Here is a 24,394-nt window from a genome sequence, read left to right as displayed (position 1 = left end):
ACGGGCCGATTTCGACTCTTTCCCTCGCAGACAACACGGAGACCATACGGGCCGCATGATCGATCGCCAGCGTCTTGAAGCCATCCTCCGCGAAGCCGGCCGCATGGCCATGGCCTCCTGGCCCGGCGACGGGCACGCGCTGCAGGCCTGGGAGAAGGTGCCGGGCAGCCCGGTCTGCGAGGCCGATCTCGCGGTCGACGCCTATCTGAAAAGAGAGCTCACCCGGCTGCTGCCCGCGGCCGGCTGGCTTTCGGAGGAAACCGTCGATGCGCCGGAACGCCTTTCCGGCGGGCTGATCTGGTTGGTTGATCCGATCGACGGCACGCGCGACTATATCGCCGGGCGACGCGGCTGGGCGGTCTCGGTGGCGCTGATCAGCGCCGGTCGGCCGCTGTTCGGCATGCTCTGCGCCCCGGCGAGAGGCGAGTTCTGGCACGCCGAGGCGGGGCAGGGCGCCTCGCGCAACGGCGAGCGGCTGGTGGCGAGCCGGCGTACCGAACTGCCCGGCGCGCGGGTGCCGGCCAAGCAGGTGAGCGCCGAGGATGCCGATCTGGTCATGGTCGACCAGCCCAATTCGATCGCGCTGCGCATGGCGCTGGTCGCCGCCGACGAGGCCGATCTCGTCGCGACCCTGCGCTGGGGTTTCGAGTGGGACATCGGCGCCGCCGCGCTGATCGCGCGCGAGGCCGGGGCGACCGTGACCGATGCCTTCGGCGGGCCGCTCAATTATAACAAGCCCGATCCGCGAGCCTTCGGCGTGCTCGTTACCGCCCCCACGATACATGCCGCCGCGGTCGCGCGGCTGGCCGATCGCGCGAAAGTGCTCGCCGCCAAGGGCTAGTCGGCGAGCACCGCGGGAAGCGCCTTAGCGCTGGCGCGGGCGCTCGCGACGAGGCGGTCGGCATCCCAGCCTTCGCGTGCACGCGCGGAGAGGCCCGAGAGCAGCACGTCAACCAGATCGGCCGCCGGTTCGGCGCGCATCGGTCGCGTCGCGGCGACGAAGTCGCGGATCAGCGCGTGGCTGGCCGTGCGATAGGGCTCGGCCGCGGTGGTCGGTACCTCGTCCGCACTGGGATGCACGGTCTCGAGTACCAGGCAGCCCCGCGCTGACGGCGTCGCCGCATAGATCCGCGCGGCGGTCTCCAGCAGATCGGCCAGCGCCTCGGCCGGGTCGCGGCCGGGCTGGAGGATCCGGTCGAGCGGCAGCGCCGAGGCCGCATAGCGTTCGAGCACGCGCGCGAAGAGCCCCGCCTTGCTGTCGAAGGCGGCATAGAAGCTCGGCGGGTTGATCCCGAGTTCCTCGGACAGGTTGGCCACGCTGACGCCGTCGTAGCCGCGCGCATGGAACAGCGCCTCGGCCTTGGTCAGCGCGGCCTCCAGATCGAAGGCCCGGGGGCGCCCGCGCGGCTTTTTCGTTTTTTCTGTATCGATCACTACAAAATACCTTGACCTGCGTTTCTGATGAATTATGTAGTGCATCATACAGATTGATCAAGGAGCTTTCCCATGACCCAATTCACCGACAAGAACGTCCTCGTCATCGGCGGCAGCCGCGGCATCGGTGCCGCTATCGTCGAGCGTTTCACCGCCGACGGCGGCAAGGTCGCCTTCACCTATGCCGGCTCGCAGGATGCGGCCGAGGCCCTCGCGGCGAAGACCGGCGCCGAGGCGGTCCGTTCGGACGCCGCCGATCGCGCCGATCTGGTCGAGACCGTGCGCAGCCGCGGCCCGCTCGACGTGCTGGTGTTCAATGCCGGCCAGCTCGTGCTCGGCGATCCGCTCGAGCTCGATCCCGACGCGGTCGACCGGATGATCGACGTCAACGTCCGTGCGCCCTACCACGCGCTGGTCGAGGCGGCGCGGCAGATGCCCGACGGTGGCCGCCTGGTGGTCATCGGCTCGGTCAACGGCGATCGCATGCCCTTCGCCGGCGGCGCGGCCTATGCGCTGACCAAGTCGGCGTTGCAGGGCATGGCCCGCGGCCTGGCGCGTGATTTCGGCCCGCGCGGGATCACGGTCAACGTCGTCCAGCCCGGACCGACCGACACCGACATGAACCCGGCCGACGGCCCGATGGCCCAGGACATGCACAGCTTCATGGCGATCAAGCGCCATGGCACCGCGGCCGAAGTGGCCGGCCTCGTCGCCTATCTCGCCGGCCCCGAAGCGGGGATCGTCACCGGCGCGCTGCATACGATCGACGGCGGCTTCGGCGCCTGAAGGCCGATGTCGCGACCCGCTCCGTTGCGGAGCGGGTCAGCCGTCGTTCGGCTGGGCGACGAAGCTCGTGAAATAGGCGGCATCGACGCCGCCGGCATAGCCGTCGCTCTGCAACTGCTTGTTGATCGCCGCGGCAATCGCCGCCTCGAGCTGATGCTTGCCGGCATCGCTCATCGCCGTCTCTTCCGAAGCACTGGACAACACGTCGAGCACCACCGATCGCAGGGCTGGGCTGTCGGTCTTGAGCGCGTCGATCGTCGTGGCGAAGCGCGAACTGAGCGCGACTTCGACCTGGATCATGTCGGCGTTGTACTTGAGGTTGGCGGTGAACGGCTTGTCGAACGAGTAGTAGAGCGGCTGCGACTGCGCGACGGCATCGTCGGGCAGGGAGGCGACGTCCTTGACCGCGACCTTGGCGTCGCTCTCCACCGCGTCGGCGACGCCATCGCGCTGCATCCATATCGCGCCGGCGGCTCCGGCCCCCATGATGGCGATGCCGGCGACGGCGCCCAGTACGATCCGTTTGCTGTTCATGCGTCCCGCTGCGTGATGTCTGATCGCCGACCGGCGAGCCGGCGTTCCCTAGCGCGCCGGGTTTAGGATCGGGTTACGGCGGGGCTTTCGCTATTGCGCAAGGCGGAACGATCGCGGCGAGAGCGCTTGTCTTCGCGGCATTATGCGCGTAGGGGCGGGGCGTCATCTGGGGAGTAGCCAGCCGCCGAGAGGCGGGCCCTTGCGTCAACATACTTGGTCGAGAGGCCATGGCGCAGGGGGAGCGGGAATACCGTTCGGGCGAGACCAATGGCATGGCGCCTCCGCCTGGCCGGGCGGGATGCGCGATGCCGTTGCTTGTCTCGCGCCCGGCCCGGAGAAGTCCTTTGGAAGCCCTGCTCACCTCCACCGCGGTCGTCGCGCTCGCCGAGATCGGCGACAAGACCCAGCTCCTTGCGATCGTCCTGGCGACGCGCTTCAAGCGGCCGGTGCCGATCATCGCCGGCATTCTCGTCGCCACCCTGGCCAACCACTTCCTCGCGGCGCTCGTCGGCGAACAGGCTGCGGCCTTCCTCGATGGCCTGTGGTTCCGCTACGTCGTCGCGATCTCGTTCATCGTCATGGCCGGCTGGACCTTGATCCCCGACAAGTTCGACGAGGACGAGGCCAAACCCGCCAAGTTCGGTGCCTTCCTGACCACGCTGGTGGCCTTCTTCCTCGTCGAGATGGGCGACAAGACCCAGCTCGCGACGATCGCGCTCGGCGCGCGCTTCCAGGCGGTGGTGCCCGTCATGCTCGGCACGACCCTGGGCATGATGCTGGCGAACGTGCCGGCGGTGTTCCTCGGCAATGCGCTGATCAAGCGGATCCCGCTGAACACGGTGCGCGTGATCGCGGCGCTGCTGTTCCTGGCGATCGGCCTGTGGCTGCTGGCGCAGACCGCCGGCTGGATCTGAGCCTGCAAGGTCATCTGCGTCGCTAGACCGATAACCGCGTCATCCCCGCGAAAGCGGGGATCCATCTCCGGGGCTCTCCAACGGCGCCGCGGTGCGATTTGACAGCTCGGGTGATGGATCCCCGCCTGCGCGGGGATGACGAAAGTTAGGAGGGCGAGTTACGAGGGCGGAAGGCGCGCCTCAATACCCCTGCTGTTTCGCCGCCTGGACCTGTTCCTGGCTGATCGGCACGATCTTGATCTCGACGCGGCGGTTGCGGCGGCGGCCTTCGTCGGTGGCGTTGTCGCCGATCGGCATGGTTTCGCCGAAGCCCTGGCTGCGGATGCGTGCGCCCGAAACGCCCTGCATCGTCAGGTAGTTGGCGACGGTGCGCGCCCGGTTCTCGGACAGGGTCTGGTTGTACTGGTCCGAACCCGTCGAATCGGTGTGGCCGTAAACGTCGACGAGGCTGTTCGGATACTGGTTCAGGCTCTGCGCGATCTGGTCGAGCGTGGTGCGGAAGCTCGGCTGCAGCGCGGCGCTGGCGACATCGAAGGTCACGCCCTCGGGCAGGTTGACGAGGATTGCCTGGCCGTTGTCGGTCGGCGTGATGTCGACGCCGCTGCCCGCGGTCTGCTCGCGCAGCTCCTTGATCTGCTTGTCCATCGTATAGCCGATGGCGCCGCCGGCGAGGCCGCCGATGCCCGCGCCGATGATGCGGCCGGTGCCGCCGCCGATCAGGCCGCCGAGCAGGATGCCGCCGATCGTACCCACGCCCGCGCCGATCGCGGTGCGCGAGACCTTGCGCTCGCCGGTGTTGGGATCGGTGACGCAGCCCGACAGCGAGACCAGCGAGATCGCGGTCACGCAGGAAATCAGCAGACGGGATTTCGGCATGGTTTCAACCCTTTCCTTCACGAAAGCCTCGGCGGGCCGGTCTGTCGGCCCGGTCAATTCGGCCTTGTCGATTTGCCAACATGAATGGGCGCTGCACCGCCACCTTGTCAACGAACACACTTCCTCACGCATCGGCGCGAACCCGCCCCCTTCGCGCCGCCGCCTTGTTCTGCTAGGTCCCTGCGCGTGACGCCGTTTCCCTGGACCGATGTCCTCATCATCGCGGGCCTGATCCTGCTCAATGGCCTGTTCTCCATGTCGGAGCTGGCGATCGTCTCGGCGCGTGCCGCGCGGCTGAAGCTCGCGGCCGAAAAGGGCAGCGGCGGTGCCAAGTGCGCGCTGGCGCTGGCGCAGGATCCGGGCAAGTTTCTCTCGACCGTGCAGATCGGCATCACGCTCGTCGGCATCGTCGCGGGTGCCTATTCGGGCGCCAGCCTCGGGGGTCCCGTGGGCGAGCGCCTCGTTGCGCTCGGCGTGCCGGTGCGCGCCGCCGACGAGCTCGGCTTCGCGCTGGTCATCGTCGCCACCACCTATTTCAGCGTCGTCGTCGGCGAACTCGTGCCCAAGCAGGTGGCCTTGCGCCTGGCCGAGCCGATCGCGCTGCTCGCGGCGCGGCCGATGACCTGGCTGTCGACGGCGATGGCGCCCTTCGTCTGGCTGCTCGACAAGTCGTCGCGCGTGCTTCTCGGCCTGATCGGCATGCGCCAGTCGAGCGATCAGGAGGTCACCGCCGAGGAACTGCACATGCTCTTCGCCGAGGCGACCAAGTCGGGCGTGATCGAGGAAGAGCAGCAGCAGATCATGAGCGGCATCATGCGCCTGGCCGACCGCCCGGTGCGCGAGCTGATGACCCCGCGCATCGAGATCGACTGGGTCGACGTCGGCGCCAGCGAGGACGAGATCTTCGCGCGCATCCGCGAGACGCCGCATTCGCTGATGCCCGTGGTCGAGGGCGCTCCCGACAACATCATCGGCGTGCTCAAGATCCGCGACCTGCTCGCACAGCGGCTCGCGGGTGAGCCGATCTCGGTGGCCAAGCTGATGCGCAAGGCCGAGGTGGTCCCCGACCAGCTCGACGCGATGGACGCGCTGCGCATCCTCCAGCAGTCCGACGTGTCGATGGCCATGGTCCACGACGAGTACGGCCACCTCGAAGGCGTGGTGACCCCGGCCGACCTGCTCGCGGCGATCGTCGGCAACTTCGTCAGCCACCAGGACGAGGGCGACGAGCCGATGGTGGTCGAGCGCGAGGACGGCTCGCTGCTGATCGCCGGCGCGCTGCCCGCCGATGCCCTGGCGCAGCGGCTCGGCCTCGAACTCGACGACGACCGCGAGTTCGCCACCGCGGCGGGCTACGTGCTGTCGGTGCTTAAGCGGCTGCCCAAGGAAGGCGAACACTTCACCGACCAGGGCTGGCGTTTCGAGGTCGTCGACATGGACGGCCTCAAGATCGACAAGCTGCTGGTCGCGCGCGAGCAAGCGGGCGGCGAGCAGGCCGAGGCAGAGAGCGCGGCTTAGGTCAGCGGTGGTCGGAAGTTGGAGCGGGTAGCGGGAATCGAACCCGCTGCAAATGATGCTGGATCAGAAGAAGAATTCCCGGGGTCGATCCGATATGGCCCCCATACTAGCCCCTCATTTTTTTGGCTTTAGTGAGACGGTCTGAGACAGCCCACTTCCCCATTCCAAACGCAGCTCGTAAGCGCCTGCCCCCTTCAAATCTGCTCAGCCTGTGAGAGGCGACTTAAACAGACGGTCGGAAGGATTCTGTTCACCGCGAGTCAGAAAATAGGCGTTCGATGTCAATCGGTGAACCCACCTAGTGACATGCCAGTATCATCGATGGCTGCACAGTACAGTGGATTTTATCCAGTTCATAATCTCTGATTCTAACCACCCAGAACAGCGAGCGCTGAGCTTGCGTTGACACGGGAAAGTACCATCTAAGATTTTGCGATAAACTGTTGCACGACTGAGTCCCGTTCGAACAAGAACTTCCTTCAGACGCAAAATTCTCTCGGGCGATTCCTCTGTCATTACAAATCCCTTCAACTGCCAGGGTCGAATTCCCCTTTGTGGAAAGTTGAGAACGAAATGGCGTTTTCGCAATCGTATAACTACGCACCCCCATTTCTTGGTATTTGATCCTTCGCCCTAGCCATTCAGGGGCGAAATTATCAAACCGAATGAAAAATTGCGCCTGAGCGCAATGGCATCGGTTCTTCAGGCGTGAGAGCCGACCATGCCTGTCGCGGCTACGCGAGTCGTGAGCCAATCGCCGCTGTGAGGTGGGCACACCCGCGATGCTGCAAGGCGCGCGGCGTACTCGCCCGCCGTCCGAGCCCCATCCCCCTGACGAACGTCGTAAAATTTAGAAGCCCACGCGGCTAAGTTCAAATAGCAGTGCGCGAGGTCATACGCTGCCTACGGACACGCAATGGCACTTGGTCAATTTGCGTGGCTGCCGCCTTCATATGGATGCATTTCAAGCGGCCTGTGCGGGCGAGTTGACAAGCCCCCTCCACGTTGAGCGTCGCTACTTTTTGATTAGGGCGAGAACGCGCACCTGGTGCCGCGGTCACACATGGATTCGATGGTAACAGCACACGTTGGCAGTATGGTCCAAACCAGATGCGCTATCCGCTTAACGAAGGGCAGCTTGGGCGATCCGAGTGCGAAGTCCGGTCACTCGCCTTCGTCCAACGCGTTTGCCAATCTAGGGGCGGGCCAGCTGGGCGATATGAGCCTCGCACACTTCTATCACAATGCGTCGTAAATGCTTCGACTGCTCATAAAGTTCATTGAGATCCTCAGTTGAGATGCGGTAGTTCGATGAGTATCGTGCCTCGACGTAAGCCCGCTTCAACTGTTCAAACCGCCGACGATCGAGTTTAGTTGCCCGAGGCCATGCTCTGCTGAGCTCATGATTCTTGGATTCAGAAAGGGATCGAAGGAATTTAATATTATGCGATTTCGGGAAATAGAAAGACGTAGTAAGAAGGAAGCAGGCGTAAATCTTCTCGACAGCTTGATGTAATGAGAATGCCGCTGCCTTTCGCCATTTTAGGTGTTTCATGCCGCGCACGGCTTGGAATTGCACAGTTTCCAGCTGAACTTCGATGTTTTCTGAAGTCTCAATGAAATACCGTTCCGCCATCCTGACGGCGTCGAACTTCGATAGCGGCATTGGCGCCGCCAGTGGATGCCCGGGCAGCTCGTAGAGTAGGATGCCGTCGCGCACGATGTCGGCCCAGAAATACTCGCCGCGCTTGAGCGCCTGGTTTACGTCGCTGAGATCGTGGACAATGATGTTGACCTGGCGGTCGATCATCTCGTCGCGCAGAATCTTGTCCTCCGCTATGTACCAGTACTCGGCGATGTCGGTCAGCTTCTCGTGGCTGACCACGACGAGCAAATCGAAATCTGACTGGTAGCCGTTCTGCGGGTCGTCGACCCAGTCGTGCCGCGCGTAGGATCCGAATAGGATCACTTTGAGGATCCGGCCCTCGCGCTTCCAGGTCGCGTTGGCCAGCGCGGTCGCCTTCTCGAATTCCTCCATGAGAATCTTACTCGCGCGGGCCAGTTCCGCCTGCTGTTTTGCTGGGAGATGCGAAAGGTCGTCGTGCATGTCAGGCGTGCTAGGCGGTGCGGTGCGGGCTAGGTTCGGACGTGAGAAGGAGGGTGGCGCGGATCATGGCGCAATCTCGCCGCCTCGCGCGCAAAAAGCAATGGCGCCGGGTTCGGGACATGCGAGCGGTTGGTGCGCCCTGAGCCGCGGTTGGATAGTTCTGCCTCTTTGAATAGTAAGGTCGCACATTCCATAGGTTCTGGTCGCAGTGATTTGAAAATGCCGCGGCGATGCGGTGCGCCGGTTCCGAAGGGGGCTATGGGATCGCTCCATTCTGAATTAGTCTTAGTCAACACCTGGAAACGTAGGTATGGCAGGGGGCGCCGTCCAACTATATTTTGATGACAGTTGGAGTCGCGCACATGACTGATGATCGCTCCCCACTATTGTTGAATTCCGTCCACGGTGGCATTGATCTCTCGAGATTTTCGGAGATCGAGGATCGCCTGAGGTCGTCGCTCGGGATGGATGTGCTGTCGGAGCATCTCGGTCTGGTGGCGCGAGAGCTCGGATTTCCCTTTCACGCCCTCGTCGAACACGCCGATCTGACCGACAGGCCACCAGGCTTGATCTTCCTGCAGAACTATCCGGTCCGATGGGCAGAGACCTATGTGAAGGCCGGGCTCCATCGCCACGATCCGACGCGGCGGCTGGTGCGCCAGGGACCGCGAAGTTTCGCGTGGCGTGAACTGCACGCCCTGTTGTCCTTATCCGACGCGGAGCGCCGCATGCTCGACGATGCGGGTAAGGCGGGCCTCGGTGAGGGTTTCACCGTGCCGCTCTACGTGCCCGGCCAGCGCGCGGCCTCTTGCTCTTTCGCGACCGAGACCGGTCAGCCCTTGCCGGTCGGCGCGCTCGGGATGGCAAGGCTATTGGCCCAAGCGGCTTTCGAGGCACTGTTCTATCTGCGACATCCCGGCGGTCTTCCTCGCGCGCCGCACTTGAGCCGGCAGCAATTGAGGTGCGTGGAACTCGCTAGCCAAGGTAAATCCGACAAACAAATTGGTAGGGAACTCGGCCTAGCGCCGTCGACGGTCACCACCTATCTCAAGTCCGGACGCGGAAATCTCGGCGTGTGTCGGCGCGGCCAGCTCGGGCTGGCCGCTGTGGACTATGGGCTGCTCAGCCTCGACGAGCTGAGAACCTGGACCATCCCCATTTAGGGGGATTGTCCCACCGCCTTCTAGCGATCCATACTGCTGGCGTTCTCGGCGCGGCGATTGCGGACCGAGAGTAGCTTCCGGTGCCTCAGCGCCAAGTGCGTGTTCATCAATCAGATCCTCTCTTGGAGGTCCTTATGGCCGACGACGCGTTCGCGCGGGCACTAGAGCCTGGCGCTTGCCCCTTCGTCAATCCCAAGCTGGTCGCATACTATCTGGGCGTGTCGCTGCGCTATCTCGAGCAGCTTCGAGCGCGGGGTGAAGGGCCGCGATATCGCCGGCACTGCAGGCGCATCAGCTACCATGCCAAGGACGTCGTGCTTTGGTCGGAAAGCACGGGAGGGGGAGGCAAGATTGTCTGAGCTGCCCGCGGATTGATGGAGGACAGGCAATCGGTACGGGCGAACCTTTGGTCTAAGGGCGCGGGACCTGGTGGCCCGTCGCCGCCATCCTTAAGGTGGCGAAGCGAGTGGACCGAGGGCTTGTGCTGGCCAAAATTGCAAAGGAACGCCATGGCCCGCCCGCTAGCGGATCAAGGCGGCTTCGTCATTTTGGTTGCGACCGTCGGTGCGAGCTTTCCCCGCCTTTTGTCGCTTCGAGGTAGATCGTCGTCAGACCTTGAGCGCCTTTGCCGCCTCATCCAGCTTTGTCCGGCCGTTGCCGTGTTGCTCGATCAGCCTCTCGGCCTGTTCGATCGAGATGTCATGTCGTTCCGCGAAATGGCGGACCTCGTAGTCCTCGCCGGATGCGACGAACCTGCGGTCGATACCCTGCTCCGTCTTGTCGTCTGACATTCGTCTATTCCTTCTCTGGTTGTTGTGATCCGCGTCACTGGCGGTGGCAGCCGAGCTTGGGGAACGCTGGGTCGGCCATGCGGTCGCATCGGGGAGGATCCTGCTCATCGCCGCCGCAGAGCTGTTCGTAGACCTCGGGGGGAACGTCTGAGAAATCTTAGCGGCGACTGCCGCGGAACCAGACGGGTCAATGCCCTGGTGCCCGGGTCGTAGCCGACGCGTTCGATGGGGGCGGGATCCCTGTGATCGTGATTGCTATGCCCTGGACTATGCGGGGAGAGAGTCTCGGGTTCCTCTGCCCTCTAACCTCTGCGTCGAGGCGAATCCGGCGAGCGTCGGAGCGAGTCCAGCCTGAAGGACATTCGCCGCCTCGCCCCGGCGGGGCGACCACGCTCTACTGCGCTAGGCTCGCTTGCCGCTCGCCAAGCTCCGCCGGGCCGCTCTGCGTCCCGGCCGAAGGTGACGATCCTGTGGCGGGCCGGAGCGCCGTCGCGCTCCGGGAAGCGGACGCCGCGCCTCGTGGGCGCGGCGTCGTTGTTGGTGGCCTGTCCCCGACGCGCGGCGGGTGAGCGGCGCGCCCTTCTGGCCGCGCGCCGGTGCCCCGCAAGCCGGCGTTCCGCCGGCTCCTCCACTCCGTTGCGGCCCTACGGGTGCGGGCCCCCTCCTGGGCGCGGCCGGCAGGTCGTCTCGCCGCCCACCCTCCGCTTTCGGGGGAAGGCCATGGGGCTTTTGGGGCGGCGTGTGGAGGTGATCCTTGCGCCAGCATCCCAACCGTTCCGTCAACCGGCAATCTTGCGCGCCGCGCCGAGAAGCGCGGGCCTGTCTCTACGACGAGGTGACGAGCCGCATTCTCGCCGAGCTTGCCGAAGGCCGCCTGCCATGGGTGCAGCCTTGGGGGCTTGCCGGGGCCACGGGCGCGGGGCTGCCGCGCAATGCGGCATCGAGGCGGCCCTACTCGGGGATCAACGTCCTCATCCTCTGGAGCGCGGTCATCGCGGGCGGCTATCCCTCGCAGGGCTGGCTGACCTTCCGGCAAGCACAGGACCTTGGCGGCTCGGTGCGGCGCGGCGAGAAGGGAACCGGCGTCGTCTATGCCGACCGCTTCACGCCCGAGAGCGAGAAAGCGCGCGCGCTCGAGACGGGCGGCGAGGCGCGGGACGTGCCCTTCCTCAAGCGCTTCACCCTGTTCAACGTCGCCCAGTGCGATGGCCTGCCCGAACGGATCGAGGCCACTCCCGCGCCGCTGCCCGAACGCGAGATCGTCGTTGCGGCCGAAGAGGTCGTCGCGGCCTCGGGCATCGATTTTCGGATCGGCGGGGACAAGGCCTTCTATCGGCCTTCGGCGGACTTCGTGCAGGTGCCGCCCCAGCCGCTGTTCTTCGACCAGATCAATTTCTATCGCACGGTCTTCCACGAGCTGACCCACGCGACGGGGCATGCTTCGCGGCTCGCGCGGCCGATGGACGATCCCTTCGGCTCGCCCGGCTATGCACGCGAGGAACTCGTTGCCGAGATGGGCTCGGCTTTCGTCTGCGCCGCGCTCGGGATCGTCCCGACCGTGCGCCATTCCGACTATATCGGCGCCTGGTTCGAGGTGCTGAGCGAGGACAACCGCGCGATCTTCCGCGCGGCGAGCCAAGCCAGCAAGGCTGCCGACTGGCTGCTCGGCCGCCATGCCGAGGCCAAGATTGTGCAGGGTAGAGCCGGGCAAATCGGTGACGAAGTCGCCGATGGCGAATTCGAGGATACCGGACTAAGCGCTGCAGCGCGGGTGGGGGACGCGGCATGATCGTCCTGCCTCCCGCGCTACGCGCCTCGCTCCGCTTCAATCACTTCGCGCGCCGCACCGCCGACCGCGATGGCATGGAAGCGCCCGATCCCATTCCGGTCGTCAAGCTGTTCAATCCGCTCGGCCCGGCGACGTGGCTCGCGAGCGAACTCTATGCCGACGACGACACGCTGTTCGGGCTCGCCGACCTCGGATTCGGGTTCCCGGAACCCGGCGTGTTCAGCCTCTCCGAGATCGCCGACGTACGCCTGCCCTTTGGCCTCAGGATCGAGCGCGATCTCGGTTTCAGGACCGACAAGACCTTGTCGCAGTGGACCGAGGCCGCGCGCCGCGCCGGGTCGATCCTTCATGCCGAAGCCAGCTTCCGCGCCGCCGCGCGCCATTCCGATGGTGCGTCAGGCCGCTCCCAGCTTCCGCCCCGCGCCGATCGAGACGGCGAGGACTAGGCGGATGACGCGGGCGGCCGTTCGCCGCCCATCCAAAGCCGGCCCGCCGCAAGGGATCGAAGCCAATAGGCGGACCGGCACCCATGTTGAGGTACCTGTCATGAAACTCCAATTCATCGCCTTGGACAAGCTCAGCGTCAGCAAGGCCAACATGCGCCATTCGCGCAAGGCTCCCGATATTTCGGATATCCTGCCGACCGTGCGCCAGCGCGGCGTCATCGTGCCGCTGCTGGTTCGGCCCAATTGCGCGCCGGACTGTTTCGAGGTCGTCGCGGGCGCGCGGCGATTGCATGCGGCGCTGACCGTGGCCGAGGAGCGCCGTGCCGCCTGCGGGGAGGACGAGGCGTTCGAAGCCGACCCGATGCCCTGCGCGATCCTCGACGAGGGCGACGATGCCGCCGCCATCGAGGCCTCGCTGATCGAGAACGTCGCGCGCCGCGATCCCGACGAGGTCACCCAGTGGGAAACCTTCGTTCGTCTCGTGAAGGAAGGCCGCGACCCCACCGAGATCGCCGAAACCTTCGGCATGCCCGATCTCATGGTCCGCCGCGTGCTCGCACTCGGCAACCTGCTGCCGCGTATCCGCGACCTCTATCGCCGCGAGGAGATTGACCGCGCGACTGTTCGGCACCTGACGCTCGCGAGCAAGGTGCGCCAGCGCGAATGGCTCGCGCTCCTGGACGATCCCGAAAAGCGCGCCCCGATGGGCCAAGGCCTCAAGTCCTGGCTGCTCGGCGGGCAGTCGATCCCGCTGCGCTTCGCGCTGTTCGATCCCGAGGGCATGGCGCAGGTCGCCGACCTCTTCGGCGACGATGCCTATTTCGCCGATGCCGACGCGTTCTGGGCCAAGCAGGACGAGGCCATCGAGGCGCGCCGCGCCGCCTATCTTGAAGCGGGCTGGCGCGAAGTCGTCGTCGTACCGCGCGGCGAGTGGTTCCACGCGTGGCAGCACCAGAAGGCGGCCAAGCGTAAGGGCGGGCGCGTCTACATCGACGTGGCGCAAAGCGGCGAGGTCACCTTCCACGAGGGCTATGTCAGCCAGAAGGAAGGGCGTGCGGCCGAGAAGGGCGAGGGCGGGCAACCCGCCGCAAAGCCGGTGCGTGCCGAGGTCACGGCCAATCTCGGGACCTATGTCGATCTGCACCGCCACGCTGCGACGCGCGCGGCCTTGCTCGGCTCTCCGGGCGTGGCGCTGCGGCTGATGGTCGCGCATGCCGTCGTCGGTTCGCCGCTCTGGACTGTCAGGCCCGAGCCACAGGCTACCCGCGATGATGGGGTGTCTCAGAGCGTTGCGGCGTCGAAGGGCGAGGCCGAATTCGATCTCGCCCGGCTCAAGGTGCTGCGCCTGCTCGGCTTGGCCGAGGACGAGCCGCGCGTGACCGGTGGCAATGGCGATGGCTTCCGTCTCTCAGGGCTTTTCCTGCGTCTCATGGCGCTCGGCGACGAGGACGTCATGGCGGTGCTGGCCGTCGTCATGGGCGAAACGCTCCACGCCGGGAGCCCTGCCGTCGATGCCGTCGCGAGCGAAATCGGTGTCGATATGGCGCAGTACTGGCAGGCCGACGACGTGTTCTTCGACCTCTTGCGCGACCGCGAAGTGCTCGTCGCGATGGTCGAGGACGTGGCGGGCGCGCGGGTCGCGCAAGCCAATGCCAAGGAGAAGGGCAAGACCTTGAAGGGCATTATCGAGGCGCATCTCGCCGGGGCCGATGGCCGCGAGAAGGTCGAGGGCTGGGTGCCGCGCTGGCTGGCCTTCCCGCCCTCGGCCTACACAGAACGCGGCGGCGTGGGCTCGGTTGTGGCGGCTGAGATCGTCGAAGGCGCACGTGAAGCGATGTCGTGCGAGGCGCCCGGCGAGGATGAGGCCGGGGAAAACCGCGCGCCGCCGCCGCAGCCTTTGGCCGCGTGATTGCCGGAGGGTGGCGCGGTGCCGCGCCACCCTCTTATCTTCGCATAGAACAGGCGGAATTTTCGGCCGCCCCGCTCGCCGCTGATGCGGCTCGCGGGGCGGTTTTTCGTTAGTGCAAAGGGCGAATGCCGGGGCGCACAGGAAGAGTTACGGACGTCGTGTCAACGGACACCAACTTCCCCGCAGTTAGGGGACACGAACCTTCCCGCATGTGAACTGGATTGATCACCGGATTAGGGCGTGGAGATTGCGGCGAAGCCGTCGATCCCGGCCAGTTCGTGGGTGTGGAGCTCGACGGGTTCGCCCGGCGCGAGATCGAGGCGCTCGGCAATGCAGACATCGCATACCGGGGCCGACGCCAGCCTCTCGATCAGCCGCCGCACGCTGTCGAAACTGTTGTTCTGATCCCCCATCTCGTTGAGTTTTAGCGTCTTTCCAGTGCCTCTGAACAGTGTGGATCATCCCGCTTTGGGATCGCCGGGGCGCTGATGCCCGGTCGGCATTGGACACGTCCTCGTTGACATCTCGGCCGATTCCAGAGCTCCGGCCAGGACCTGGAACGGCTTGCCACGCGCCCGAAACCATCGCGTTCGAACTGATTTCCCCGCCGCCTGGCGGCGGCTCCTCGCGCCCGCTTCGCGTCCAAATCAGCCCGTCCGCTCCGGTCCTCCGCTGCGCTGCGGCCTGCGGTTTGCCGCGCGGCTGGAAGCCGTCCCCAGCGGTCGGCCATCGCCCGGAATTGGTCCGGGCGGGTTTACGAGGAGATCTACCATGCCCGCAATCGGTCACGTCAGCCGCCAGCAGGACGGCAGCTTCAAGGGTTCGATCCGCACGCTTTCTGTGAGCGCCGAGATCCAGATCGTTCCCAACCGCGCCAAGATGGGCGAGCAGCCCGACTACCGGGTCTTCGCCGGCGGCGTCGAACTCGGCGGCGGCTGGATCCGCACCGGTGAGGTCAGCGGCAACGAATACATTCGTATCTCGATGGCGGCGCCCGAACTCGGCAACCGGCCGCTCTTCGCGAACCTTGGCCGCGCCGCCGGTCAGGACGATGACGACACCTTCGCGCTGATCTGGAACCCCAGCAACTGAACCGGAAAGCCCCGCGCGGAGCGATCTGCGCGGGGGCCTTTTTGTGCATCCGTCGCTTACCGGATGCGCCGATTTTTCATCCTGAAATGGCAGGGTGGGGAACGAATTTTCTGCTCGGGTCCGCCCAGTATCCGGCGCTGCGCGACCCGCCTCAAGGACGATCGGGACCCACCATTTTTTGCGGGCGGCGCGGGACTTGCGCAGGCCCGCTAGCGCCGTTCGCCCGCAAAAAATCGTTACCCCAATCGCCGCTGACGCGGCCGCTTCGCGGTACTTGACCCGGGCCGCGCAGCGCCGGGCGCGCCTCCCGTCATTACGACAATCGGGAGGAAATCATGTCCATCGAACAGCAGATCGAAGAGCTTCGCGCCGAACTTTCCGCATGTGACGAGGCTGCAGAACGCGACCAGATCGCGGCCGAATTGGAGCTGGCCAGGGCCGAACTTACGGCTCAAGAACAAAGCCCTTGAACAGCAGATCAGGGCTTCCGGGCGCCGTCGCTCGGGAGCCCTTTTTGCGTCCTCGCCGGAGGTGAAAGCGGCCAGCGATGTTTGGAAGCGAGTGAGAGGGTGGCGGGAAGCGGAGATGGCGAGATAGAGACCAAATCTCGCGATTTGGTAAGTTGTTGTCTGCACATCCTTATTTTGGGGCTTTCGCGAGATAGGCTCTTTCGTCGCGAGACACGGTTTTCGAAAGCCGCAGAAAAGCTGGGGTCTTGAGGCGATTTTGCGAGACTCCTTGTGCGCTGGGGGCGTCGTCCCATGTTTTCGCCGGGGAGCAGGGCTCTCCGCGGAGAGGCGCGATGGCGGACGAAGACTTCGAACCGGTGCTGGGACGCATGGGCAAGCGCGGCAAGGCGCCGTCCTACCGGAACCAGGTTATGGCTGCCGCTGTCCAGATCGGGCTCAAGCGCGCTGGTTCGCGGGGGCGTTTCGATGGCCGGCGCATCGGTCGCGGCGCGAGCCTTGCCCGGGCCCTCTCATCGGGCGATCGCAGTGCGGCCTTTCGGGCGCGGCGCGTGATCGTCAAGGCGCGGCTCGTAAAGCTCATGGGCAAAGGGATGGGCGCGGCACAGGCGCACCTACGATACGTACAGCGCGACGGCGTGACGCGAGAGGGGGATCCGGGCCAGCTCTATTCGGCCGATCGCGACATCGCCGACGGGAAGGACTTCCTCGCGCGCTCGGACGGCGACCGGCATCAGTTCCGTTTCATCGTCTCGGCCGAGGACGCCGATCAGTATCCCGACCTCAAGCCCTACGTCCGCCGGCTCATGACGCAGATGGAACAGGACCTGGGCACTCGCCTCGAATGGGTAGCGGTCGATCACTACAACACCGGTCACCCGCACACGCATGTCATCCTGCGCGGCAAGGACGACCGCGGCGAAAACCTGGTCATCGCGCCCGAGTATATCAGCCAGGGCCTGCGTGAGCGCGCGATGCAGATTGCGACGCTCGACTTGGGCCCTCGCACCGACCTCGAGATCGAGGCGCGTCAGCGCCAGGACATCAGCGCCGAACGACTGACCGGCATCGATCGGCAATTGCTGAGGGACATGGGCGATGATCGGACAGTGCGGGTTGGCGGCGCCGACCCGTTCCGACATTCGCTGCGCGCCGGCCGCCTGCAGAAGCTCGCTGCGATGGGGCTTGCAGAACAGCTTGAAGGAGACCGCTGGCGCCTAGCCAAGGATCTCGAACAGACGCTTCGCCGAATGGGGGAGCGCGGTGACATCATCCGCACCATGCAACGCGAGCTCTCCGCGCAGGCGCCTGGCCGCGCGGCGGGGGAGCGCCTGATCTTCGATCCAGCTATGCCGGATGCGCAGCACGTCATCGGCCGCCTCGTCATGCGCGGGCTAGCCGACGAGCATCGCGATACCCATTATCTGATCGTCGATGGCATCGACGGACGTGCGCATTATGTGTCGATCGGTAGAAGCGATGCGGTCGAGCCGTTGCCCGCCGATGCCATCGTGCGCGTGACGCCGCGGCTGGCTGCGGTGCGCGACGTCGACCGGACCATCGCCGCCGTCGCGGGGGCGAGCCATGGCCTGTACTCGTCCGAAGCGCATCAGCTTTTCGACGCGCGAGCGTCGGAGGAATACATCGCCGCGCATGTTCGCCGCCTCGAGGCGATGCGGCGGCTCACGCGTGAGCCGGAAAGGAACCCCGCTGGCGCCTGGACGATCGGCGCCGATCACATCGCAAAGGCGGAGGCTTTCGAAGCGCGGCAGGTTCGCGATCGACCGGTCATGGTCGAAGTGTTGTCGCAGGTGCCAATCGAGCGCTTGCCGGGCGTCGAAGGCGCGACCTGGCTGGACCAGGAGCTCATCAGTTCTGTGCCGGTGCCGGTTCGCGATGCGGGCTTCGGCCGCGAAGTCGAGACCGCGAAGGCTGCGCGCCGGAAATGGCTGGTGGCCGAGCAACTCGCGCAGGAGCAGAGTGGGCAGACGCTCTACGCGCCAAATCTCCTCACGAAGCTACGGCAACGCGACCTGCTGCGCTCGGCTGGAAGCCTTTCGGCGGAGTTGGGGCTGCCTTTCGCGCCGGCCCAGCAGGGGGAGGCGATCGAGGGGCGGTTCGTCCGGCGCGTAAATCTTGCGAGCGGACGGTTTGCGCTCATCGAGCGGTCGCGCGATTTTACACTCGTGCCTTGGCGACCTGTGCTCGAACGGCAGATTGGCAAGGAGGTATCGGGCATCATGCGTGACGAGGGGCCCAGCTGGTCGTTTGGGCGCCGACGCAGCGGGCCGACGATCAGTTGAGGAGGACAGGTCGAGGCGGGATCGTGAGCTTGCCCCCCTCACCCGGACACCCTGCTGTCGAGTCCTGGGGCGGAATGCGGTGAGATTCGGCGTAAGGGTCGTTCGGTCGAGGTTTGCCTCGTGGGAAAATGTCCGGTGGTTTTCTCTTGCTTAGGACTGAACCAATGACACCCACGAAATTGCTGATCGGTCAGGTTTTGGTTGTTTTCGCCATCGTCGTCGGCGGTGTCTGGGCCGCCACGCAGTGGTGTGCCGCCATGCTCAGATATCAATCCGAGCTCGGGCCTGCTTGGTTCGAGTTCTTCGGCGTGCCGATTTATAGGCCCTATCAGCTCTTCCCGTGGTGGTACCACTACGAGGCCTATGCGCCCCAGGTCTTCGACAAAGCCGGGACGCTCGCCGGGACAAGTGGATTTCTGGGATGCGCGGCCGCGATCATCGGGTCACTCTGGCGCGCGCGCCAGGCGCGGCACGTGACAACCTACGGTTCCGCGCGCTGGGCAACGGCAAGGGAGATAAGGAAGGCCGGGCTCTTCGATGGCGCCGGCGTGTTCCTGGGATCGCTGCGGGGCCGCTACTTGCGACACGATGGTCCCGAGCATGTGATCGCCTTTGCTCCAACCCGTTCGGGCAAGGGCGTGGGTCTCGTCGTCCCGACGCTTCTCAGCTGGCTAGGTTCAGTCGTCGTCCACGACATCAAGGGCGAGAACTGGAAGACGACCGCGGGCTGGCGCGCACTGTTCTCGCACGTGGCCCTGTTCAATCCGACGGATCGGTCGTCGGCGAAGTACAATCCGCTCCTCGAAGTCCGGCGCGGCAAAGATGAGGTCCGGGACGTCCAGAATATCGCCGATATCCTCGTCGATCCCGAAGGCGCGCTCGAGAAGCGGAGCCACTGGGAGAAGACGAGCCACAGCCTGCTCGTCGGTGCGATCCTCCACGTGCTCTACGCGGAGGAGGAGAAGACACTGGCGCGCGTCGCAACCTTCCTATCCGACCCCGATCGTACGTTTACGGCGACCCTGAACCAGATGATGTCGACCAACCACCGCGGTACCCCGGAGGCGCCGGAGGTCCACCCAGTTGTCGCTTCGTGCGCGCGCGAAGTGCTGAACAAGAGCGACAACGAGCGCTCTGGCGTGCTGTCGACAGCGATGAGCTTCCTGGGTCTCTACAAGGATCCGACGGTTGCCGAGGTCACGTCCGCCAGTGACTGGCGGATCGAGGACCTGGTGAAGGGTGACCATCCCCTGTCGCTCTATCTGATGGTGCCGCCTTCGGACATCAGCCGCACCAAGCCGCTGGTGCGGCTGATCCTCAATCAGATCTGCCGTCGCCTTACCGAAGAAACGGTCGGTGAGGTGGAAGCGAGCCAGCGGCGGGAAGTGCTCTTGATGCTCGACGAGTTTCCGGCGCTCGGTCGGCTCGATTTCTTCGAGACGAGCCTGGCTTTCATGGCCGGCTACGGAGTGCGGGCCTTTCTGGTGTCGCAGAGCCTCAACCAGATCGACAAAGCCTACGGCGAGCACAATTCGATTCTCGACAACTGCCACGTGCGCGTCGCCTTCGCGACGAATGACGAACGGACCGGCAAGCGGATCTCCGATTCCCTGGGTGTCGCAACCGAGCAGCGCGCGATGCGCAACTATGCCGGGCATCGGCTAGCCCCCTGGCTCGCCCATGTCATGGTCAGCCGCCAGGAGACCGCGCGGCCGCTATTGACCCAAGGCGAAGTGATGCAGCTTCCTCCCCATGAGGAGATCATCCTGGTTTCAGGGACATCGCCGATCCGCGCCAACAAGTTTCGCTACTTCGAACATCGAGCCTTCCAGTCGCGCCTGTTGCCACCTCCCGTACTGGCGCAGGAGCGCGCTGCGAGTTTGCCGCAGCGCAGGTCAGACGATTGGACGGGCTGCATACGGCGCGCCGACGCGCGGTTGCTGCCATCTCACAGGGCGCCGCCATCCACCTCGGATAGCTCGCCCGAGCAGGGCCGCGAGCCCGGTATCCCCGAAGATCAGCTTGGAAAGCCCGACGTCGGTCGGGAGATCGACAACCTGGGTTTTGATTCGGACGACGTCGATCCCGCCGCCGACAAACGTGGCATGGGCCCGTCCGACGGTCTCGATCCGATCAATCGTGCGCATGGCATCAACCGAGCGTCGAACCCCGACGATCCCGACATTCCGGAATTCTGAGGAGCAAGGCGATGAAGGAAGAAAGGGTCCGCTATCAGCTTTTCTTGCCCAAAGGTCTGGCTTACCGTTTCGAGGCGCTGGCAGCCAAGCCGGGCGTTTCGAAATCGAGCATCCTCGCAGATGCGCTGGCGGCCTGGATCGAGGGCCAGGCCCGGTCGGATATCGAGAAGCGCTTCGGTCACCGACTGGATCGTTTGACGCTGGCACTCGGCCGCGTCGAACGGGATGGGCAGGTGACTCAGGAAACGCTCGCCCTCTTCATTCGCTATCAGCTCATGGTGCAGGCGCCGCTGCCAGAGGCGGATCATGCCGGGCGCGCCGTTGGCAGGGAGCGTTTCGCAACATTTGTTCGCAGGGTCGGCGAGGCCATTGCCGGCGGCCGGCGTACCTTGCGCTGACCTTTTGACAGCCGGAAGGCTGAGTAATCCGGTCGGCATAAACGCGAGCCTAAACGCCTGCAGGGCGGCTTAAGGTCAGTGCACACCTTTACGGAGCTCGGCTACCGCGGCAGGTGCTCAGCCGGAATGCTTCGTTGCCGATAGTGGCGGGCTGAGCCGCGGCTCACTCTAAACTCCGGTGCAGTTTGCACGAGCGAGATCACCGGCACTGCATTTTCGATTCCCATGGACTTCGACCTGACGACCCGCCTGAGCGTTGAAGCAGAACGATCCTCTGACACTTCTGATAAATCTGCCATTCAGCCGGCCTGCACCACAGGCGCGGCCGAGACGACATGGCGCGCCGTGGGGGCGGGCGATGTGGTTGACCAAGTCACGGACGTTGACGGGATACCGTATTGGTACCTAATGACTTCGTGATCAGGGGTGATCGACAGGAGCAAATTGTTGCCAAAGGCTGTTATTCTGGCCGGAGGTCTGGGCACGCGGCTGGGCGAAGAAACGTCCCTGCGCCCCAAGCCGATGGTCGAGATCGGTGGGATGCCGATCCTCTGGCACATCATGAAGATCTATTCCGCCCACGGCGTGAACGACTTCGTGGTCTGCCTTGGCTATAAGGGCTACATGATCAAGGAGTTCTTCGCGAACTACTTCCTCCATGCCGCCGACGTCACGATCGATCTCGCGCAGAACAGCCTCGAGGTGCACGAGAAGCGGTCCGAGCCCTGGAAGATCACCTTGGTCGAAACCGGTGCCGAGACGCAGACGGGTGGACGCCTCAAGACCGTGCGCAAGTACCTTGCCGACGACGAGCCGTTCCTCATGACCTATGGTGACGGCGTCTCCTCGGTCGACGTCACGGCGCAGCTCGCCTTCCACAAGGCGCATGGCCGCAAGTCGACGATCACCGCCGTCGCACCCCCGGGCCGTTTCGGCGCGCTCGAGTTCGACGGCGACAAGGTGACCGCCTTCCGCGAGAAGCCCGCTGGTGACGGCGGCCTGATCAACGGCGGCTTCTTCGTGCTCGAACCCAGCGTCATCGATCTGATCGACGCGCCCGAGACTCTGTGGGAAAAGGAGCCGATGGAGACTCTCGCGGCGTCGGGCGAAATGGTCGCCTGGCGTCACGAAGGCTTCTGGCAGCCGATGGACACGCTTCGCGACAAGCAGAACCTCGAGCAGCTCTGGCAGGACGGCGCGCCGTGGAAGATCTGGTGACACCACCTTCGATCGACGATGATTTCTGGCGCGGCCGCCGCGTCTTCGTCACCGGGCATACGGGCTTCAAGGGATCCTGGCTGGCGCTGTGGCTCTCGCAGCTGGGCGCCGAGGTCACCGGCTTCGCCCTGCCCGCTGAAAGCCCGAGCCTGTTCGAACAGGCGCGTGTTGCCGAACTCGTTACCCACATCGAAGGCGACATCCGCGATCTCGCGGCGGTCGAGGCGGCGATGCAGGCGGCGCAGCCCGAAGTGGTGTTCCACCTCGCCGCGCAGCCGCTCGTGCGCCTGTCCTACAGCACTCCGGTCGAGACCTTCGCGACCAACGTCCAGGGTACGGTCCACGTGCTCGACGCCTGCCGTCGGATCGCCGGTCTCAAGGCCGTCGTCGCGATCACCAGCGACAAGTGCTACGAAAACCGCGAGACCGATCGTCCTTACCGCGAGGACGACGCGATGGGCGGGCACGACCCCTACAGCGCTAGCAAGGGCGCGACCGAACTGGTCGTCTCCGCCTATCGCCGCAGCTTCTTCTCGGACGGCGCGATCAAACTCGCCTCGGTCCGCGCCGGCAACGTCATCGGCGGCGGCGACTGGGCGGCCGACCGTCTGATCCCCGACCTGATCCGCGCGATGATCGCCGGAGAAACGCCACTGATCCGCTCGCCGGATTCGATCCGCCCGTGGCAGCACGTGCTCGAGGCGCTCGGCGGCTATCTGCTGATCGCACAGCGACTGTTCGCCGGTGACGATGCCACTGCGACCGGCTGGAACTTCGGCCCGGCCGAGGCCGACACGCGGCCCGTGCGCTGGATCGCCCAGCACATGACCACGGCCTGGGGCCGACCCGGCTGGGACCAGCCCGAAGGCGTCCAGCCGCACGAGGCGAAGCTGCTCAAGCTCGATTGCACCAAGGCCCATGCCGAACTCGGCTGGCGCCCCGCCTATACTCTCGACACGGCGCTGACGCGCATCGTCGAATGGCATCGCCACGTCGCCGTTGGCGGTGATGCGCGGGCCATCTCGTTGGCCCAGCTCGACGACTACCGCGACCGTTTCCGCCGCGCGCTCTCCCAGAAAGGGGCTGCATGACCGCCGATACTCCGATGTTCGATCCGTCCGGCCTCGACGAGGCGCAACTGCGCGCACTCATCCTGGACATGACGGGCGAATATGCCCGCCGCTTCCACGCGCCCAAGCCCTTCGTGCCGGGGCAGAGCCCGGTGCAGGTCTCGGGCAAGGTCTACGACGAGACCGACATGCGCATGCTCGTCGATTCCTCGCTGGACTTCTGGCTGACCACGGGCCGCTTCAACGAACAGTTCGAGGCCAAGCTCGCCGAGCGCCTGGGCGTGCGCTTCGCGCTCACCACCAATTCGGGCTCTTCGGCCAACCTGCTCGCGCTGTCCTCGCTGACTTCGACGCGCTATGTCCGCGACAAGGCGCTCAAGCCCGGCGACGAGGTCATCACCGTCGCCACGGGGTTCCCGACGACGGTCAATCCCTCGCTGCAGTACGGGTTGGTGCCGGTCTTCGTCGACGTCGACATCCCGACCTACAACATCAAGCCCGAGATGATCGAGGCCGCGGTCACCGACAAGACGCGCGCGATCATGGTCGCGCATACCCTGGGCAATCCCTTCGACCTCGGCGAAGTGATGCGCGTCGCCAAGAAGTACGACCTGCTCGTGGTCGAGGACTGCTGCGATGCGCTTGGCGCGACCTACAACGGCCAGGGCGTCGGCACCTTCGGCGACATCGGCACGCTGAGCTTCTATCCCGCGCACCACATCACCATGGGTGAAGGCGGCGCGGTCTTCACCAACAAACCCAACTACAAGCGCGCGATCGAAACGATGCGCGACTGGGGCCGCGACTGCTATTGCGCGCCTGGTGTCGACAACACCTGTAACAAGCGCTTCTCGCAGAAGCTGGGCACGCTGCCCAAGGGCTACGACCACAAGTATACCTATAGCCACGTCGGCTATAACCTGAAGATCACCGATATGCAGGCCGCAGTCGGCCTCGCCCAGCTGGGCCACCTCGACGGCTTCATTGCCGCGCGCCAGCGCAATTTCGACATTCTGACCGAACTGCTGCGCCCGCTCGAGGACGTGTTCATCCTGCCCGAGGCAACGCCGAACAGCGCGCCCTCGTGGTTCGGCTATCCGATCACGATCCGCGAGAAGAGCGGTGTCGATCGCGACGAACTGGTCCAGTACCTCAACGAGTACAAGATCGGCACGCGCCTGCTGTTCGGCGGCAACCTGCTGCGCCAGCCCTACATGAAGGGGCAGAACTATCGCGTCGTCGGCGACCTCACCAACGCCGACATTGTCACCAGGAACTGCTTCTGGATCGGACTTTTCCCCGGCTTGACCCCGGACCACCTCGCCTACACGGTCGAAACGATCGCAGGCTTCGTGGCCACGCGCCGCAACGGATGACAGCC

General features: G+C 65.1%; 24 protein-coding genes and 1 riboswitch. Of the genes, 17 read left to right on the top strand and 7 right to left on the bottom strand.

The window, feature by feature from the left end; all coding sequences use genetic code 11:
- The first annotated feature begins 55 nt into the window (after positions 1–55).
- Positions 56–841, top strand: coding sequence for a 3'(2'),5'-bisphosphate nucleotidase CysQ (locus tag OLX23_RS09645; protein ID WP_264444700.1), 786 nt, complete (start codon positions 56–58; stop codon positions 839–841).
- Here OLX23_RS09645 and OLX23_RS09640 read toward each other — a convergent pair.
- Complete coding sequence (locus OLX23_RS09640; protein ID WP_319641307.1) at positions 838–1,434, bottom strand: TetR/AcrR family transcriptional regulator; 597 nt, start codon at positions 1,432–1,434, stop codon at positions 838–840. The two genes, OLX23_RS09645 and OLX23_RS09640, sit on opposite strands and share 4 nt — an antisense overlap.
- A 72-nt stretch (positions 1,435–1,506) precedes the next feature.
- On the opposite strand from OLX23_RS09640, the gene bdcA reads away from it, so the two are divergent.
- The gene (bdcA, locus tag OLX23_RS09635; RefSeq protein WP_264444698.1) at positions 1,507–2,220 is read left to right on the top strand and encodes an SDR family oxidoreductase; all 714 of its coding nucleotides are present in this window, start codon (positions 1,507–1,509) and stop codon (positions 2,218–2,220) included.
- Between the two features lie 36 nt (positions 2,221–2,256).
- Here bdcA and OLX23_RS09630 read toward each other — a convergent pair whose 3' ends face one another.
- On the bottom strand, positions 2,257–2,754 hold the full coding sequence (locus OLX23_RS09630) for a flagellar basal body-associated FliL family protein (RefSeq protein WP_264444696.1): 498 nt from the start codon (positions 2,752–2,754) through the stop codon (positions 2,257–2,259).
- A 155-nt stretch (positions 2,755–2,909) separates the two neighbouring features.
- A riboswitch (yybP-ykoY riboswitch) is annotated at positions 2,910–3,010 on the top strand.
- Positions 3,011–3,098: 88 nt separating this feature from the next.
- On the opposite strand from OLX23_RS09630, the gene OLX23_RS09625 reads away from it, so the two are divergent.
- Positions 3,099–3,668, top strand: a complete 570-nt coding sequence (locus tag OLX23_RS09625) for a TMEM165/GDT1 family protein (protein WP_264444695.1) — start codon at positions 3,099–3,101, stop codon at positions 3,666–3,668.
- Positions 3,669–3,848: 180 nt separating this feature from the next.
- Here OLX23_RS09625 and OLX23_RS09620 read toward each other — a convergent pair whose 3' ends face one another.
- A complete protein-coding gene (locus OLX23_RS09620) occupies positions 3,849–4,544 on the bottom strand; it encodes an OmpA family protein (protein ID WP_264444693.1) in 696 nt (231 codons plus the stop codon).
- Positions 4,545–4,730: 186 nt separating this feature from the next.
- On the opposite strand from OLX23_RS09620, the gene OLX23_RS09615 reads away from it, so the two are divergent.
- Positions 4,731–6,062 carry a hemolysin family protein gene (locus OLX23_RS09615; RefSeq protein WP_264444692.1) on the top strand — a complete coding sequence of 444 codons (1,332 nt, stop codon included), beginning with the start codon at positions 4,731–4,733 and terminating at the stop codon, positions 6,060–6,062.
- Between the two features lie 315 nt (positions 6,063–6,377).
- Here OLX23_RS09615 and OLX23_RS09610 read toward each other — a convergent pair whose 3' ends face one another.
- The gene (locus tag OLX23_RS09610) at positions 6,378–6,578 is read right to left on the bottom strand and encodes a helix-turn-helix transcriptional regulator (protein ID WP_264444691.1); all 201 of its coding nucleotides are present in this window, start codon (positions 6,576–6,578) and stop codon (positions 6,378–6,380) included.
- A gap of 679 nt (positions 6,579–7,257) precedes the next feature.
- Positions 7,258–8,169 carry a HEPN domain-containing protein gene (locus OLX23_RS09605; protein WP_264444689.1) on the bottom strand — a complete coding sequence of 304 codons (912 nt, stop codon included), beginning with the start codon at positions 8,167–8,169 and terminating at the stop codon, positions 7,258–7,260.
- A gap of 362 nt (positions 8,170–8,531) precedes the next feature.
- Here OLX23_RS09605 and OLX23_RS09600 point away from each other — a divergent pair, with 362 nt between their 5' ends.
- Together OLX23_RS09600 and OLX23_RS09595 are read left to right on the top strand one after the other, a co-directional pair.
- Positions 8,532–9,332 (top strand): helix-turn-helix transcriptional regulator, encoded by an 801-nt coding sequence (locus OLX23_RS09600; RefSeq protein ID WP_264444687.1) that lies wholly within the window; start codon positions 8,532–8,534, stop codon positions 9,330–9,332.
- 134 nt (positions 9,333–9,466) lie between these two features.
- Positions 9,467–9,691, top strand: coding sequence for a DNA-binding protein (locus tag OLX23_RS09595; RefSeq protein ID WP_264444686.1), 225 nt, complete (start codon positions 9,467–9,469; stop codon positions 9,689–9,691).
- 249 nt (positions 9,692–9,940) lie between these two features.
- Here OLX23_RS09595 and OLX23_RS09590 read toward each other — a convergent pair whose 3' ends face one another.
- The gene (locus OLX23_RS09590) at positions 9,941–10,123 is read right to left on the bottom strand and encodes a DUF3606 domain-containing protein (RefSeq protein WP_264444685.1); all 183 of its coding nucleotides are present in this window, start codon (positions 10,121–10,123) and stop codon (positions 9,941–9,943) included.
- A gap of 754 nt (positions 10,124–10,877) precedes the next feature.
- Between OLX23_RS09590 and OLX23_RS09585 the strand changes: the two genes are divergently transcribed.
- From OLX23_RS09585 to OLX23_RS09575, 3 genes are all read left to right on the top strand, one after another.
- Complete coding sequence (locus OLX23_RS09585) at positions 10,878–11,912, top strand: ArdC family protein (RefSeq protein WP_264444683.1); 1,035 nt, start codon at positions 10,878–10,880, stop codon at positions 11,910–11,912.
- Positions 11,909–12,358, top strand: coding sequence for a DUF2958 domain-containing protein (locus OLX23_RS09580; RefSeq protein ID WP_264444682.1), 450 nt, complete (start codon positions 11,909–11,911; stop codon positions 12,356–12,358). The genes OLX23_RS09585 and OLX23_RS09580 overlap by 4 nt, the downstream gene beginning before the upstream one ends.
- Before the next feature lie 100 nt (positions 12,359–12,458).
- Positions 12,459–14,267, top strand: a complete 1,809-nt coding sequence (locus OLX23_RS09575) for a ParB/RepB/Spo0J family partition protein (protein ID WP_264444680.1) — start codon at positions 12,459–12,461, stop codon at positions 14,265–14,267.
- 233 nt (positions 14,268–14,500) lie between these two features.
- Here OLX23_RS09575 and OLX23_RS09570 read toward each other — a convergent pair whose 3' ends face one another.
- Positions 14,501–14,680 (bottom strand): hypothetical protein, encoded by a 180-nt coding sequence (locus OLX23_RS09570; protein WP_264444679.1) that lies wholly within the window; start codon positions 14,678–14,680, stop codon positions 14,501–14,503.
- 358 nt (positions 14,681–15,038) lie between these two features.
- Between OLX23_RS09570 and OLX23_RS09565 the strand changes: the two genes are divergently transcribed.
- The 8 genes from OLX23_RS09565 (at position 15,039) to rfbH (ending at position 24,389) form a co-directional block, all read left to right on the top strand.
- Entirely contained in the window at positions 15,039–15,359 is a 321-nt protein-coding gene (locus OLX23_RS09565) for a DUF736 domain-containing protein (RefSeq protein WP_264444678.1), read from the top strand.
- Positions 15,360–15,694: 335 nt separating this feature from the next.
- Positions 15,695–15,829: a hypothetical protein gene (locus OLX23_RS09560; protein ID WP_264444677.1), complete on the top strand. Its 135-nt coding sequence runs from the start codon at positions 15,695–15,697 to the stop codon at positions 15,827–15,829.
- A gap of 332 nt (positions 15,830–16,161) precedes the next feature.
- On the top strand, positions 16,162–18,129 hold the full coding sequence (gene rlxS, locus OLX23_RS09555; RefSeq protein ID WP_264444676.1) for a relaxase/mobilization nuclease RlxS: 1,968 nt from the start codon (positions 16,162–16,164) through the stop codon (positions 18,127–18,129).
- Positions 18,130–18,293: 164 nt separating this feature from the next.
- Complete coding sequence (locus tag OLX23_RS09550) at positions 18,294–20,327, top strand: conjugal transfer protein TraG (protein WP_264444674.1); 2,034 nt, start codon at positions 18,294–18,296, stop codon at positions 20,325–20,327.
- A gap of 11 nt (positions 20,328–20,338) precedes the next feature.
- The gene (locus OLX23_RS09545; protein WP_264444673.1) at positions 20,339–20,725 is read left to right on the top strand and encodes a CopG family transcriptional regulator; all 387 of its coding nucleotides are present in this window, start codon (positions 20,339–20,341) and stop codon (positions 20,723–20,725) included.
- Between the two features lie 447 nt (positions 20,726–21,172).
- Positions 21,173–21,943: a glucose-1-phosphate cytidylyltransferase gene (rfbF, locus tag OLX23_RS09540; RefSeq protein ID WP_264444671.1), complete on the top strand. Its 771-nt coding sequence runs from the start codon at positions 21,173–21,175 to the stop codon at positions 21,941–21,943.
- Positions 21,940–23,034, top strand: coding sequence for a CDP-glucose 4,6-dehydratase (rfbG, locus tag OLX23_RS09535; protein ID WP_264444669.1), 1,095 nt, complete (start codon positions 21,940–21,942; stop codon positions 23,032–23,034). The genes rfbF and rfbG overlap by 4 nt, the downstream gene beginning before the upstream one ends.
- Complete coding sequence (gene rfbH / locus OLX23_RS09530; protein WP_264444668.1) at positions 23,031–24,389, top strand: lipopolysaccharide biosynthesis protein RfbH; 1,359 nt, start codon at positions 23,031–23,033, stop codon at positions 24,387–24,389. Before rfbG ends, rfbH begins: the two co-directional genes overlap by 4 nt.
- Positions 24,390–24,394: the final 5 nt, after the last annotated feature.

The organism is Novosphingobium sp. JCM 18896, from assembly GCF_025938095.1.
Taxonomy (GTDB): Bacteria; Pseudomonadota; Alphaproteobacteria; order Sphingomonadales; family Sphingomonadaceae; genus Novosphingobium.
The sequence above is the reverse complement of the archived record's forward strand: the minus strand, read 5'-3'. Positions and strand labels throughout refer to the sequence as shown.